Origin of the sequence: Muriventricola aceti, from assembly GCF_025567565.1 — a bacterium.
Taxonomy (GTDB): domain Bacteria; phylum Bacillota; class Clostridia; order Oscillospirales; family Oscillospiraceae; genus Lawsonibacter; species Lawsonibacter aceti.
On the sequence record NZ_JAOQKF010000006.1, the window covers coordinates 48,741 to 62,814 of the forward strand.

General features: G+C 58.1%; 15 protein-coding genes. 2 read left to right on the forward strand and 13 right to left on the reverse strand.

The genetic code is table 11. The annotated features are described in order from the left end of the window. Positions 1-76: 76 nt before the first annotated feature. Complete coding sequence (gene ylqF, locus OCV64_RS07975) at positions 77-958, reverse strand: ribosome biogenesis GTPase YlqF (RefSeq protein ID WP_262669768.1); 882 nt, start codon at positions 956-958, stop codon at positions 77-79. 106 nt (positions 959-1,064) lie between these two features. Here ylqF and OCV64_RS07980 point away from each other — a divergent pair, with 106 nt between their 5' ends. Beyond that, a complete protein-coding gene (locus OCV64_RS07980) occupies positions 1,065-1,829 on the forward strand; it encodes a TraX family protein (RefSeq protein WP_240287777.1) in 765 nt (254 codons plus the stop codon). 37 nt (positions 1,830-1,866) lie between these two features. Here the strand turns inward: OCV64_RS07980 and rplS are convergent, their stop codons facing one another. The 6 genes from rplS to OCV64_RS08010 all read right to left on the reverse strand — a co-directional run bounded on the left by rplS (position 1,867) and on the right by OCV64_RS08010 (position 6,355). Continuing rightward, positions 1,867-2,208 (reverse strand): 50S ribosomal protein L19, encoded by a 342-nt coding sequence (gene rplS, locus OCV64_RS07985; RefSeq protein WP_147572234.1) that lies wholly within the window; start codon positions 2,206-2,208, stop codon positions 1,867-1,869. 153 nt (positions 2,209-2,361) lie between these two features. Beyond that, complete coding sequence (locus OCV64_RS07990; RefSeq protein ID WP_262669769.1) at positions 2,362-4,014, reverse strand: glucosyltransferase domain-containing protein; 1,653 nt, start codon at positions 4,012-4,014, stop codon at positions 2,362-2,364. Beyond that, positions 4,007-4,813, reverse strand: coding sequence for a Nif3-like dinuclear metal center hexameric protein (locus tag OCV64_RS07995; protein ID WP_262669770.1), 807 nt, complete (start codon positions 4,811-4,813; stop codon positions 4,007-4,009). The genes OCV64_RS07990 and OCV64_RS07995 overlap by 8 nt, the downstream gene beginning before the upstream one ends. Continuing rightward, positions 4,792-5,499 (reverse strand): tRNA (adenine(22)-N(1))-methyltransferase, encoded by a 708-nt coding sequence (locus OCV64_RS08000; RefSeq protein WP_147572232.1) that lies wholly within the window; start codon positions 5,497-5,499, stop codon positions 4,792-4,794. Before OCV64_RS08000 ends, OCV64_RS07995 begins: the two co-directional genes overlap by 22 nt. Next, positions 5,496-6,089, reverse strand: coding sequence for a flavodoxin family protein (locus tag OCV64_RS08005; protein ID WP_262669771.1), 594 nt, complete (start codon positions 6,087-6,089; stop codon positions 5,496-5,498). Before OCV64_RS08005 ends, OCV64_RS08000 begins: the two co-directional genes overlap by 4 nt. A 62-nt stretch (positions 6,090-6,151) precedes the next feature. Next, positions 6,152-6,355 (reverse strand): DUF1858 domain-containing protein, encoded by a 204-nt coding sequence (locus OCV64_RS08010; RefSeq protein ID WP_147572230.1) that lies wholly within the window; start codon positions 6,353-6,355, stop codon positions 6,152-6,154. A 300-nt stretch (positions 6,356-6,655) separates the two neighbouring features. On the opposite strand from OCV64_RS08010, the gene OCV64_RS08015 reads away from it, so the two are divergent. Next, positions 6,656-7,399 (forward strand): tRNA threonylcarbamoyladenosine dehydratase, encoded by a 744-nt coding sequence (locus OCV64_RS08015; RefSeq protein WP_147572229.1) that lies wholly within the window; start codon positions 6,656-6,658, stop codon positions 7,397-7,399. 54 nt (positions 7,400-7,453) lie between these two features. On the opposite strand, the gene OCV64_RS08020 is transcribed toward OCV64_RS08015, so the two are convergent. From OCV64_RS08020 to OCV64_RS08045, 6 genes are all read right to left on the reverse strand, one after another. Continuing rightward, positions 7,454-7,876: a DUF3830 family protein gene (locus OCV64_RS08020; RefSeq protein ID WP_147572228.1), complete on the reverse strand. Its 423-nt coding sequence runs from the start codon at positions 7,874-7,876 to the stop codon at positions 7,454-7,456. Positions 7,877-7,942: 66 nt separating this feature from the next. After that, positions 7,943-9,163, reverse strand: a complete 1,221-nt coding sequence (gene tyrS / locus OCV64_RS08025) for a tyrosine--tRNA ligase (protein WP_262669772.1) — start codon at positions 9,161-9,163, stop codon at positions 7,943-7,945. A 42-nt stretch (positions 9,164-9,205) separates the two neighbouring features. Beyond that, positions 9,206-10,072, reverse strand: a complete 867-nt coding sequence (locus OCV64_RS08030) for a DMT family transporter (RefSeq protein ID WP_262669773.1) — start codon at positions 10,070-10,072, stop codon at positions 9,206-9,208. A 306-nt stretch (positions 10,073-10,378) separates the two neighbouring features. After that, positions 10,379-11,719: a hypothetical protein gene (locus OCV64_RS08035; protein ID WP_262669774.1), complete on the reverse strand. Its 1,341-nt coding sequence runs from the start codon at positions 11,717-11,719 to the stop codon at positions 10,379-10,381. Further along, on the reverse strand, positions 11,712-12,992 hold the full coding sequence (locus OCV64_RS08040; RefSeq protein WP_186852502.1) for a DUF58 domain-containing protein: 1,281 nt from the start codon (positions 12,990-12,992) through the stop codon (positions 11,712-11,714). Before OCV64_RS08040 ends, OCV64_RS08035 begins: the two co-directional genes overlap by 8 nt. Further along, positions 12,982-13,941: an AAA family ATPase gene (locus OCV64_RS08045; RefSeq protein ID WP_240287787.1), complete on the reverse strand. Its 960-nt coding sequence runs from the start codon at positions 13,939-13,941 to the stop codon at positions 12,982-12,984. The genes OCV64_RS08040 and OCV64_RS08045 overlap by 11 nt, the downstream gene beginning before the upstream one ends. Positions 13,942-14,074 lie beyond the last annotated feature (133 nt).

Sequence of the window (14,074 nt, forward strand, 5' to 3'; positions counted from 1 at the left end):
CCCCCGCCTCATCGCAGCCACAAACCAGCCCGTATCCAGCCGCCAGCGCCTCTCTCTCATAGGTATAGCGGTCCATTCACATTTCCCTTTCCGGCGCTTCCAGTGTGAAGCGTCCCAGCTTGCCAGCCCTGTATTCATCCAGAAGGACACGAGCCATCCGCTCGGTATCCAGCCCCCCCCCGGAAATCCGCATCCCCCGCTTCTGTGCGCAGGTCTCCAGCAGTCGGTAGCCATAGGCCACGTCATTTTCCTCCCCATCCCGCGGGGGCAGAGCGGCCAGCTTATAGCCGGCCATCAGGGCGTCGGGATAGCGGTGAGCCAGCAGGGTCATCAGATGACAGCCCAGGGTCTCTACATCCATGATATCGTCCTTCACCGCTCCAGTAAAGGCCAGATGGAGCCCGGTCTGTTCGTCGTCAAATTTGGGCCATAGGATCCCCGGAGTATCCAGAAGGTCCAGGGACTGATCCACATTAACCCACTGCTTGCCTCGGGTGACTCCAGGCCGATCACCCGCCTTGGCTGACTTTTTTTTCGCTACCTTGTTGATAAAGGTAGACTTGCCCACGTTGGGTACTCCGACCACCATAGCCCGGACTGGGCGACCCACTTGGCCCTTCTCCCGCCACTTGGCGATCTGCTCCTTCAGCGCCCCTTGCACGACCGCAGAAAACTGGTTGACGCCCCGGCCGGACTTGGCGTCTGTTTCCAGTACGCTGTGCCCCTCTCCTTTGAAGCAAGCGGTCCACAGCCCAGTCATGGACGGGTCAGCCTGGTCCGCCCGGTTCAGGACAATCAGCCTGGGCTTCCCGGCGCAGATGGCGTCAATGTCCGGGTTTCGGCTGGACACCGGGATGCGGGCGTCGGTTATCTCTACCACAATATCAACATACTTCAGGTCAGCCTCGATCTGCCGACGGGTCTTGGTCATGTGACCAGGATACCATTGAATATTCATATGGGACACCTCCCAAAATTTCAGAAATTTGAAAGAAAGACAACCAAAAATTTGTAAGATTTCCATGTTATTCTCTTCCTCGAAACATATTCTGGAGGAAGATAATATGAGCTTTTTTACTCTTAAACTCGTGGCCCTGCTGTCCATGCTGTTCGACCATGTAACCAGTGTCTGGCCAGTATCCTGGTTTGTCTGGGACCTCTTTTTTCCCCACGCCACAGAAACGCCCCATATCGCGCTGGCTATACAGTCCCTTACGGATTATATCGGCCGCATCGCAGCCCCAGTGTTTCTGTTTTTCATTGCCAATGGCTACCGATACACCCATAGCGTCAAGCAGTATGCTCTGCGGCTGTTGGTCTTTGCCTGTTTGTCCGAGTGGCCTTATTACCTCTTATTTGGGATGCATGGGAACATCATATTCACACTTTTTTGGGGCCTAATCACCCTGTGGCTCTTTGAGCATGGTAATCGACTGCATCCTTGGCTGGGATGGACCTTGGCGGCGGCCGTCATTCTGGTAGCGGAGGTCCTGGCGCTGGCGGAGGGAACGGGCCGGTACCTCATCTTGATCCTTGCCTTTTATCTGACTGACCACTGGAGCGTAAGTCGAAAATTCCTGCTGTTCCTCTTTCTTCTGCCCGTGACCCGTTACGCTCTGACTTGGGATCTCCTCTCCCAAGCCGCCGCCGGTACATTGACCTGGCGCTGGATACACCTATGGGCGGTCAACACCATCGGTCCTCTCCTTGGAGTAGCTCTCACCTTCCGCTACAATGGCAAAAAAGGCCTCACCTTTCCGGTGGGTAAATATCTGTGGTATTTCTTCTACCCCGCCCACCTGCTAATTTTAGCGCTGATAGCCGGATAGAAAAAAGGAGCGGCACAAACCGCTCCTTTTTTGTGGATCACAGGGCCTCTTTGATCTTCGCAGCCTTGCCCACGCGGTTGCGCAGGTAGTACAGCTTGGCGCGGCGGACCTTACCGTGGCGGACCACCTCAATCTTCTCGACAGAGGGGGCGTGGACAGGAAATACCTTCTCCACACCGACGCCATAAGAGATACGGCGGACGGTAAAGCTCTCCTCGATGCCGCCGTGCTTCTTGGCGATGACGGTACCCTCGAACACCTGGATACGCTCACGGTTGCCCTCCTTGACCTTCAGGTGGACACGGACAGTGTCGCCGATGGCCACGACGGGGGGTTCAGCCTTCTTGTACTTCTCGGTAAAAGCCTGCATTAGATCCATATTACATTTCCTCCTGTTATATAGGCGTTCATGCCGGCTTTTCTGGCGCACACACGATTAGAGCGCCGCCGCAGAGGACCACCCGTTTTCAGACTAAGGAATCATATCACAATTTTCAGTGGATTGCAAGGACTTTTTCCCCTTTTTTACAAATCAGGACAGCTGTTCCGGCCGGAAAAAGTATCCGACACCGTCCTCCTCCCGCACCACACCCAGAAGCCGCCCCTCCTGGTCATAGATGGAGCACTCCGTCTCTCCCTCTTTCTCCAGCACCGCCGGTATCAGCTCCGCCCCGTCAAAGTAATAGAGGTGGTCAAAGGTATCCGGCCGGTTGGAGGCCGCGTTCCACTGGCGGTACATGGGATCGGTGGGCAGAGGTGTGACATTCCAGGAGCGCGAACCGTCCAGACTGGTCATCAGGCCCTGAAAGGCCCAGGCGCTCTCGGTGCAGCCATGGATGTGCTCATGATAATAATAGGTCTGGTTTGACAGATATGTAGGCTCTACCGCCAAGATGCCGACCCGGCCGTTGTCCTCCGGCTCCAGATCCTGTTGCAGGGCCTGGACGGTCATCTGGCCAATATACTGGTCTGTTTCCCAGGTCTGGCGATAATCGTGGATATCAGCGGCCCCAGCCCAGCAGAATATCAGCGCGGCCAGGGTAGCCAGCACCGCCGGCCCCTGCTTGCGGCCGGGGAGCCTGGACCAGAGGGCCATTACCGCGGTATCGCACACCAGAGCCAGCCCAGCAAAGGAGGTGACGGCTCCACGGAATGAGAACCAGGGATTTGCCAGCACAAAAAAGATACTGATGGGCGCCAGGAAGAGAAGTACCCCTGCCACAATCGCAAGCCAGGGGGACAGTGTTCCCCGCCCCGCCTCCTTCTTTGGAAAGAGGCGCCAGCACAGCACAGCTAACGCCGCCGTGAGGAACGCCCAGAACAGCAGCTGTCCGGAGAGGATCCACTGGAAAACGCGGGCCAGTCCCTGAAACAGCGTGGCCCCCATCCCTTCCACAAAGACAGACCGCATCTGGTCCAACACCTCTGGCAAAAAGGTATCCCACCAGTAAGGGGTGTTGACCGTGACCATTTCCGTCCGTCCGCTGTACACCCCATCGGAGGCCAGCAGCGCAGTCATCTCCAGGTAAAGCTTCATGGCGGGCAGGCCCCACAGGGACAGGAGCGCCCGCTTCCACCTCCTCCAGTCCCGGATCACCTCTAAAATAGCCATGCCTACGATAAGAGCTACGGAAAAAACACCGGATTGCTCGTAAAACCCATAGGGCAGTAACTGGAGGAAAAGGAAAGACAACGCCCAATACCAACGTCCCGTGTCCATCCACCGCAAAAAGGCCTCCGCCGCCAGTACCGCCATCAGCAGGCCGCACACCACCCGAGTGGACGCGGACATCCAATAGGTCCCCTCCACACCCAAGGGCAGAAGGGTCATTACCACCAGAAAAAGAGGACCAATAGAAAAGTACCGGCTCAACTGCCGTTTGAGCAGTACGGCGCTCACAGCCAGCGCAAGGGAGATCATCGCTACACCCAGGATCATATAGTCGTACATAGAGCCCCAGATAAAGTAGTCCGCCAGCCCCGCCAGCGGTCGTGAGGCCAGGAGCCCCATCGATGTCTGGAGCTCCCAGAAGCTTTCAGACAGAGCGTAGTTGTGGTACTGGATGTAGTCGTCCAGCTGGGGCCAGTACTGGACGCCAAAAGCACAGGCCCTGGCCATCAGGAGAAGGAAGATCGCCAGCACTTCTTTCCCCATCTCATGGCGAGCGGACCGCATGTCAGACATTCCCATAGACCTCCCTGTGTCCGCTGGACAGCCGGACCTCCATGTGTGGGAACCGCTTCTCTAGGAACTGGACCAGTTGGGGACAGACCACCTGCTCCGTGGCGTAGTGGCCCGCGTCCATCAGATTGATCCCCAGAGCCTTCGCCTCTAAAAACACATCATATTTTACATCGGCGGTCACAAAAGTATCGCACCCCGCAGCTAGGACTTCTGACAGCATGGACCCGCAGGAGCCTCCGCCCACCGCCACCTTATTCACCGGCACTCCACCATCCACATAGCGGACTGACGCGGCACCCAGTCGTTCCTTTACAAAAGCGGCGTACTGGCACGCATCCAGCCCCTCCTGATGGGCCCGGCCCACCCTGCCGATCCCGTAAGGCCGACCCTGACAGTCTGTTCCGTCCTGGTGGAGCATCGCTGTGTCCACCAACGCCAGCCTGTGGGCCAGCACGTCGTTGACTCCCCCCTGGGCCGCGTCCAAATTGGTGTGGGCGCAGATGGCGGCGATACCCAGCTCTGCCAGCCGAAGCAGGGTCCGTCCCAAAGGTGAGGCGTCCGTAATCGTTTTTACCGGATGGAAGATGACTGGATGGTGGGACACGACCAACTGTGCGCCCCATAGCCCGGACTCCTCCACCACTTGTTCCGTGATGTCCAGCGCTACAAGGACACGGCTCACTGCCCGCTCCCCCCTGCCCACCAAAAAGCCGGCGTTGTCAAAGTCCATCTGTGTTTCAAAGGGCGCCCAGCTGTCCAGGGCCCGGTAGACCTCCATCACATCTGCCACTCTTGCCACTCCCTTTTCATCTCCAGCAGTCCCGTCCGGACCCGCTCCAGTTCTACACGCCGGTGGGCCGCCCGGTCCTCCCTGGCCTGTCCCATCCCAGACAGGGCCCTCTCTACCCGCTTCAGCCACTGGTCCAGCCACTTCCCCCGCAAGGGATGGGGGCTGTTCCTCCCCACCCAGCGTTCAGCGTCAGTCATGGGACCCATCTCGCCCGCCCTGACTGCCATAGCTGTATAAAGTGTATCTCCTTCACAGGAAAGCTCCTCCGCCTCAATCCGGTAGCCGTGGGTCCCCAGCCACCCCCTCAGGTCCGCCATAGACGACATGGGCTGAAGGACCAATAGGGTCCCCATGTCCCGTGTCCAGGGAGCAGCGGCCAGGATGGCGGCAATCGTTTCTCCCCCCATCCCCGCGATGGCTACGGCGTCCGCCTCTCTCGGCGAGATTTCCGCCAGACCGTCACACAGGCAGAACTTGACTTTTCCCTCCAAGCCGAATTCCTCTACGGTAGCTCTGGCCCGATTCAAGGGACCGGGTCGCAGGTCAGCGGCGATGGCCCCTCTGATCTTTCCCTCCAGCAGAAGAACGGCGGGCAAGTAGGCGTGGTCTGTGCCCACGTCAACCAGAACGACATCTCTGGGGAGCAAATCAGCCACCATCCGCAGCCGCGGTGTCAATTGAATCGTTCTGCTCATACTTCCTCCATCCGGATGGATAAGTAGATGGCCTGGGCAAAGTCTCGGACTCCAGACTCCTTTTCCTCATCCATGAAAGGCTCAGATTTCCCCAGGTCCCGGCGGCAGAACATCCCCAGATACTCCGCCTTCCCGTGCTTGCACCAGCGGCGCAGGCCCTCCTCCCAGAGGTCGGCCCCCCGATCCGGCCGGTATCCGCAGGTAACGATGGAGGCCACCCGTTTGCCGTTCAGCAGGGCTGCCCCTTTCGTCCTACCATAGTTCTTATTGCCCGCGTAGATGGCCCGGTCCAACAGAGCCTTCATAGGCGCGGTGCAGAAAAAGGCATAGACAGGGGTCGCCAGCACGATCACGTCGCAGTCCTCCATCTCCTGAAATATCTGGGCAAAATCGTCCTTCTGAACACAGCCCAGACTGTCAGGTACATCCTGGCAGGCCATACAGCCCAGGCAGGGCCCTACCTTTTTATCATACAGGTGGATACACTGGGTCTGTATGCCCAGGAAACGGCACTCCTCCAGAAAGGGCGCCAACAAAGCAGCGGTGTTGCCCTGGGGCCTGGGGCTACCCATCAATATGGTAAATTTCATCTCTGTTCCCCCTGACCAGAAAAAAACGGGGACGGAATCGCTCCGCCCCCGCTTTTCAAACTTTACTCACCGGCGGCGATCATCTCGTTGACCTTCGCCAGCAGAGCATCACAGTCCACCCCGTGGACCATGCAGGCCTGCTCCACGGTCTCTCCACGGGAGGAGGGGCAGCCCAGACAGTGCATTCCAATGCCCAGGAACAGGGGAGCGGTCTGGGGGGCGATGGTCAAAATATCACCGATGATGGTGTCTTTTGTAATGGTCATAACAGGATTCCTCCATTTTCTGAGATAGGAGTATTATACCCCATCTTCTCCCCTTTTTCAATGGAAAATCGGAAAAAAGTCCTTTCCTTTGATGGTATGGCAGATACCCCTTCCTTGCCTGTCTATCCTATCTTTCCATACTGTTCGAGAATCCTGTTTAGCGCCGCTGTTTTCTCGCCAATCCTATTTTGTAAAATTACCAGTGTCTTCTCCCTTTCCATGACCCAATGGATATGGTAAAATAAAAATAAAATATCCGCGCCTCTCCATATGGAGGAACGCGGGGCAAGGAGCGACACTATGTCCGATCCATTTATCCGTACCCGCCTACTCATCGGCGAGGAACCGCTCGACCGGCTGGCCGCCGCCCGGGTCGCCGTCTTTGGCGTGGGCGGCGTGGGCGGTTTCTGTGTAGAGGCGCTTGCACGGGCAGGCGTTGGAGCTTTACACCTATATGATGACGATACCGTGTCGGAGAGCAATCTCAACCGGCAGATCGCCGCCCTTCGGTCCACCATTGGTCAGCCAAAGGTGGAGGTCATGGCCCGGCGGGTACTGGACATCAACCCCGGCTGCCAGGTCAAGGCCGTCCCTATGTTCTATCTGCCCCAGAACGCCCATCAGGTAGACCTGTCCCAGTACGACTATGTGGCCGACTGTATCGATACTGTGGCCGCCAAGCTGGAACTGATTGCACGGTGTACGGCGCTAGGCATCCCCATCATCAGCGCCATGGGTTCGGGAAATAAACTGGACCCCACCGCCTTTGAAGTGACGGACATCTCCAAAACCCAGGGCTGTCCCCTGGCCCGCGTCATGCGTAAAGAACTCCGTCGGCGGGGTATCCTCCATCTGAAGGTGGTCTACTCCAGAGAGGAGCCCCTCTCCCCCGCCCAGCTTATCGAGGCAGAGGCTCCCGCCGGTGAGGGTACCCGCCCCGGCTCCTCCGCTCGACGGGCCACCCCCGGCTCCATCTCCTTTGTTCCCGCCGCCGCTGGGCTGGTATTGGCCGGGGCGGTTATACGGGATCTTGGCGGCTTCTAAGCATAAAAACGGCGTGGGAAATATCCCCACGCCGCTTTTCGTTTCTGCTGTCAATCAGTCCTCGGCCAGCTCGATACGGATGTTCTGCGCTCCCTCGTACAGGGTCTTCCTCCCCAGTTCATAAAGCTGGTCCAGCCCTTCGGTAATCGTTAGAACATGGTTCCCCGCCAACTGTCCCACCTTGCTGGCAAAGGACACGCCGCCATAGGCCAGGATCATCTCCATCTCGCTGATGCCCCCTGGATAGATGAGCAATTCCCCCTTGCTGGGGTAGCTGGTGTGGTTCTCAAAGTCCAGCCCCTCCCACCGGGTGTCGCCCATGGGAATCCACATCCCCTCTCCACTCCAGCGGACATGGATCAGCCTGTCCTCGATGGGAAGCATCTTCTTAAAAATGGCACAGGTCCTGGGGGCCTTTTCTTCTTCCAACCGCGCGAAAAATTGATAGTCACCGCAGGTCAACATTACCTTGGTCATATCCGCCGCTCCTTTTCTGGCCTTTTCCCAAAAACGTCTGTCGAGCCCCTGTCCGGCCGTGCAACTTTACAGAGACACCTTGTGGAACACTTTTTTCCCCTTGCGGACCATTAGGCCGTCGAAGAGCTGCTGGGCGGTATAAGCCGTATTGACATCCGCCACCTTTTCGTCATTGACAGTGACGCCGCCCTGCTCCACCAGGCGGCGGGCCTCCTTCTTGGAGGGGGCCAGCTTACACCTGACCATCAGGTCTAAGATCCCGATAGAACCGTCGGTCAAGTCAGCCTCGGTTAGTGTGGTGGAGGGCACATTACTCATATCTCCCCCGCCTACGAACAGAGCCTTGGCGGCCTCCTGGGCCTTTTGGGCCTCCTCCTCTCCGTGGACCAGCTTGGTCAGCTCGAAAGCGAGGATCTCCTTGGCGGTATTCAGCTGGCTTCCCTCCCACTTGTCCATCTCATCGATCTGCTCTATGGGCAGGAAAGTGAGCATACGAAGGCACTTGAGCACATCCCCGTCGCCCACGTTGCGCCAGTACTGGTAGAACTCGTACGGGCTGGTCTTGTTGGGGTCCAGCCACACGGCGCCCTTGGCGGTCTTGCCCATCTTCTTGCCCTCAGAATTGAGCAGCAGAGTGATGGTCATGGCGTGGGCGTCCTTCCCCAGCTTGCGGCGGATCAACTCGGTGCCGCCCAGCATGTTGGACCACTGGTCGTCGCCGCCGAACTGCATATTACAGCCATAGTTCTGGAACAGGTAATAGAAGTCATAGGACTGCATAATCATGTAGTTAAATTCCAGGAAGCTCAGTCCCTTCTCCATCCGCTGCTCGTAGCACTTGGCCCGAAGCATATTGTTGACGGAGAAGCAGGCACCCACATCCCGCAGCAGGTCGATATAATTCAGCTTCAGCAGCCAGTCGGCGTTGTTCACCATCTGGGCTTTGCCCTCGCCGAACTCGATGAACCGCTCCATCTGCTTCTTGAAGCAGTCGCAGTTGTGCTGGATGGTCTCAGGGGTCATCATGTTCCGCATATCCGTGCGTCCGGAGGGATCCCCGATATATCCGGTACCGCCGCCGATGAGGGCAATCGGCCGGTTCCCTGCCATTTGGAGGCGCTTCATCAGGCACAGGGCCATGAAGTGGCCCACATGGAGGGAGTCCGCGGTGGGGTCAAAGCCGATATAAAAGACAGCCTTCCCCTCGTCGATCATTTTGGAGATCTCCTCCTCATTGGTCACCTGGGCGATGAGGCCTCTGGCCTTCAGTTCTTCATAACAGGTCATATCTATACTTCCTTTCCTTTCTTTTCTCCATGGCTGTTATCTTCATTTTGTTGGGATATTGGAATGCTGTGCTTTCGCGCCCAGCTTGAGCTTGAGTACATTATAGGCCACCACCCCGCCGATGACGATGGCCGCTCCCACCATGGCATAGGCTCCGATGGCCTCTTTATAAAAAATCGCCACCAAAATAGGGTTGAGCACCGGCTCGATGCCGGAGATCAGGCTGGCCGTCACCGGCGGGGTGGTCTTCAGGCCAATGCACAGGAGCACATAGGCGACCCCTACCTGGAAGGCCCCCAGAATGACCAGGCTGAAAACCGCTGTGGCAGTAAATTCCGTTTCATGCGCCAAAAAGGGAAGCCCTGTCACGGCGGACAGCACATCTCCCCAGAATACGGAGGAGATGGCGTCGCTGTCCGGCATATCGTTCATCAGAAACACTCCGGCGTAGCTCACACCGGACAGCAGGGCCAGAAAATTGCCCAGCCCTCCCCCCATCTCCAGGCTGTCCAGAAAGAAAAAGAGGATGCCACCTAGCACCACCGCACAGGCTGCCAGGTCCAGCTTTTGGGGCTTTTTCCGAAAAAAAAGGGCGGAGAACAACATGACGAAAATGGGCACTGTGAATTGAAGCACAATGGCGTTGGCGGCGGTTGTCAGCTTGTTGGCCAGAGAAAACAGGGCGTTGGTCCCAAACACGGACAGGGCCCCCAGTGCCACCCATCGGTTCAGGCGCAGAGGGTGCTTGGTCCACAGCAGATAGGCCCCGATGACTACCAGGGCAATGGCGGTCCGTCCGCCATTGATAGACATTCCGTTCCAGGGGATGACCTTGATGCAAAGCCCGCCAAAACTGTAAAGGGCGGCTGAGATGGCTACGAACAGTGTTCCCCTTTGGCTGGCTGTCATGCGTAGTCTCCTCTCTGCTCTGATATGAGGAAAGCCCTCTGTCCAAATTGGACAGAGGGCATGAAAATGCGGTACCACCTCTGGTATGCTTTCACCTCGCGGCGGAAGCCTCTCGGAGTACATGACTCCAGCGCTGTAACGGGCGCTCTCCGGCCTGTCCCCTACTAGGCCGTTCTCGGCGGTTCAGGCGGCTGCTCCGAGGGGTATTCACAAAAGCTTCCTCTCCCCCGTTGCACCGATCCGGGGGCTCTCTGGGCAGGAATTGCCTCTGCTACTCTTCCTCATCTCCGCAGTGTGCCAAATGTATCACAGTTTTGTCCCTTTGTCAACACCGGGTTTTCTCAGCCTTCGGACAGAAGACCAGCTATCCCGCAGGAACTGTCCCCGTACAGCCCGCCCGATCCGGCGGCGGATCAGCCCAGCCTGGGCCACAGTGTCGCTCCGGCCGGCAGGGCTGTAAAGGGCTGTCTCTACCGCAGGAATCAGTCCATCCAGGGCCGCGGCCAACTCCAGGTCCTCCCCTGCGCTTCGGCGCAGACGGAGCAAGAATTCCCGTGGCGTTTCCCCAGTCCGCTTACGCCAGGGGCTGAGTCGGCAGCGGCGGACCAGGCCGTAAAACATCCCCACAGGGGTGTCCCGGTGACGTGTCAGGAACAGATGCAGACGAATCCGGGTTCTCCAGCTCTCTAGCAGCCGCTTCAGCCCACTCCACAGGGAGATACGGCGGCGCTGAGGCGCCTTTGCAGCCTTCGGCACCTTCCTCCCACCAATTTTCAGCCGTCCCATCAGCCTTAACAGCCACGCCAGGAAAAGGAGGAGCGCCACCGCCGCCAGCACCAGAAGGATGATGGTCAACACAGGGTTGGCTTCCGCCTGAACAAGCTCCTCCTCCGGCAACTGGATCTGTGCATAGGGCTCCTCCAAATCCCCGGCGGCCATCTCCGGCAGCAGAGAAGACAAAAACAGAAGCAGCCGCCACAGCAGAGCCAATACTCCCTTTGCCATGGTAACCAGCCCATTCCACAGCATCACAATTCCCTCTCCGGCCGGGGCTGCCGCCACTCCTACCAGCAAAACCATCAGTCCAAAAATGCCCACAAAGGCAATCCCCAGGAGAGCCCAGCCCTTGATTGTGATTGGGCCATACATCCGCCTGGCCGCTACGCCCAGGCAGGCGGCGGCAAAGCCAGCCGCTCCAGGCAGCACCCATAGGATACCGCTCCCCATGATCGAGGTGTAGCCCATCAGGAGGACCAGCATCACGGCGCTTGTATCCAAGCTCAGTATCATTTCGTGGAGTGTGGGCGCGTGGAGACCCCGGTATCCCCCCTTCATGGTTATCCAGAGACAGAATCCCGCGGCAAATACCAGCATCAGCATCTCCTTCTGCTCTCCCAGCAGAAGAATAGACAGGAAAAAAAGGGCTCCCACCGCTGTATTCAGCAGCACCAGTCTCCTCATAGTCTGTGGCCTGCTCAAAAACAGCTTGTTCAACAGATAAACAGCAGGAGAGTAGACCAGCATCGACAGCGGATAGTATCCATTGGGTGTTCTGGTGGACAGGGTCATCAAATAGAAAAAGGTGCACAGGTTGGCCGCCAGAGTGAACTGGAGCACCAGCGATGAGAAGGTCCGCCGCTCATCCATGGACAGGTCCCTCCCTCAGGCTGGACAGACAGACCAGCTCAAATTCTCCAAACGGCTCCGGCTCCCGGTAGGTCAGCACCGAGGTACATTCCTCTCCCAGCCGGCGCAGCAGTCCCCGGTCCCCCAGGCATGCCGTATCATAGGCGATGTAATAGAAGCGGCCCACCTTCTGGGCGCTCTCGTAGATGGGGCCCTGGTCAAAGACCGGCTGCTGGAGGATAAACTCCCCCCCGTCCTCTTTGCGCACCCGCGCACAGGGCTCGTAGGCGGCCAGGGCGCAGAGCAGCTCCTCCACATGGCTGACAGCAAACAGATTGACCGCCCTGCCGCTGAGACCCCGGCAGAGGCTCAGGCCGCATTGAACCTGGTAGTCAGCCAGCAGGACGAATTCAGAGGCCAGGATACTCAAAGTTTCCTCCAACTCTTCCCAATGGGGGACGTTCCCTCCAAAGCTCTCCCCGTCCAGGAGGAAGTGGACATTTTTGGGCAAAATATCCTCATACACATTGACGGACAAAGGCAGCCCCCGTGCGGCCAGACGCCAGTTGATATGCTTCAGGGAGTCGGTGGTCATGTAGTTCCGGGTGGAGCGGATCACCGTCAGGTCCTCCACGACGCCCCTGGTCCCGGTATCCGCGTTCCACAAGTTGCGCAGGAACAGGTCCGGGACCACCCGGACCAGCCTTGGGTAGACAAAAAACTGCCGTGCGTCCTCTTTGGGAATGAGGCACTCTACCTGACTTAGTCCAAAACCGTCCCCCGTCCTCAGTCGCCACCCTTGTGTGGAATAGACGCCCCGGCGCTCCGCCGTCCACCTGGAGGAGAAGCGCAGCCGCTCATACCAGAGAAACATGGTCAGCCGCTTCTCTCCCACCAGTTGGGTGGAAGCCCCCTCTTCCTCCAGGGCGGTCATCTCCCAATCGTCGGGCTTGCGGCTGTTCTCCGGCTTTAGGCAGAGGTTTCTGGACAGAGGAAAAAATACCTCCAGCCATACCACAGGCAGAAACTTGTTGTTGCATACCTCGATATCAAAGGTCGTCTCTTCCCCAGGGAACAAGCCGCCGCTCCGATTGGTCACCTGGATGGACACCTTTCGTGCGGAGGCGAAAGCCCATATCCGGGAAACTGCCGCAAGAAGGAACAGGAACATGAGGACACTGGCCAGGGCACTCTGTCCAAAAAAGGCGGCCAGCACACACAGCAGAGCCGATGTCGCTATAACCGGGATAGACACCAGAAGGCTAGAGCGGCTGAATACCAGCTTATTTTTCATGGGCGACTGCTTCCAGCTCTGGCGCTCCCTGGAGCCGTTCCAGCACATCGTCCAAGATGGCGGACACAGATACGCCGGAGAATCGGGCCCCGCTGTCCAGAATCAGGCGGTGCTCCAGCACTGGGGCGGCCAGTGTCTTTACGTCGTCCGGCGTCACGAAATCCCGGCCCTCCATGGCGGCCCAGACCTTTGCCGCCCGGTAGAGCCCCCGGGTGGCCCTGGGGCTTGCCCCCATCTTCAGTTGGGGATGGCTTCGGGTGGCGGCGGCCAGCGCCACGATGTAATCGGCCACCGCGTCGGACAGGTGTACCTGGCTGATCTGCCGCTGGGCCTCCACCAGCTCCTGGGCATTGGTGACCGGCCGCACCTGGTCAAAGGGGATCTCGTCCCCCAAATTACGGAGCATCCGCCGTTCCTCCTTCGGAGTTGGGTAACCCATGCTGATGCGGATAAGGAAGCGGTCCATCTGGGCCGCAGGGAGCCGGAAGGTACTCTCCGACTCCACCGGGTTCTGAGTAGCCAGCACCAGGAAAGGGGCGGGCAGAGGGAACTGCTCGCCGTCGATGGAGATCTGCCGCTCCTCCATGGCTTCCAGCAGGGCGGACTGAGTGCGGGGAATGGCACGGTTGATCTCGTCTGCCAGCAGGAGATTGGTCATTACCGGCCCCTGGCGCAGCTCAAAATCCCCGGTTTTTTGATTGTATATCCGCATACCGATGATATCGCTGGGCAGCAGATCCGGGACAAACTGGATTCGTCCAGACTGACAGCCCAAGGCGATGGAGATGGTCTTAACCAGGGTGGTCTTTCCCACGCCGGGCAGATCATCCAGCAGGATATGTCCATTGGCCAGAATCGACATCACGATCAGTCTGATCCGGTCCGATTTTCCTACGATGATCTTTCCTGTTTCTTCCTGGATGTTCTGTGACAGCTTGCGGATATCCATAGCTCTGCTCCTTTTATATCAATACGCCTCTTCGGGGTGCTCCGGGCACCTGCCTCGCGCAGCAGGTCAATAGTATGTATTATAATGGTATTATTATATCGACTGCCTCCCGCAAAATCAAGGCCCAGCGGCC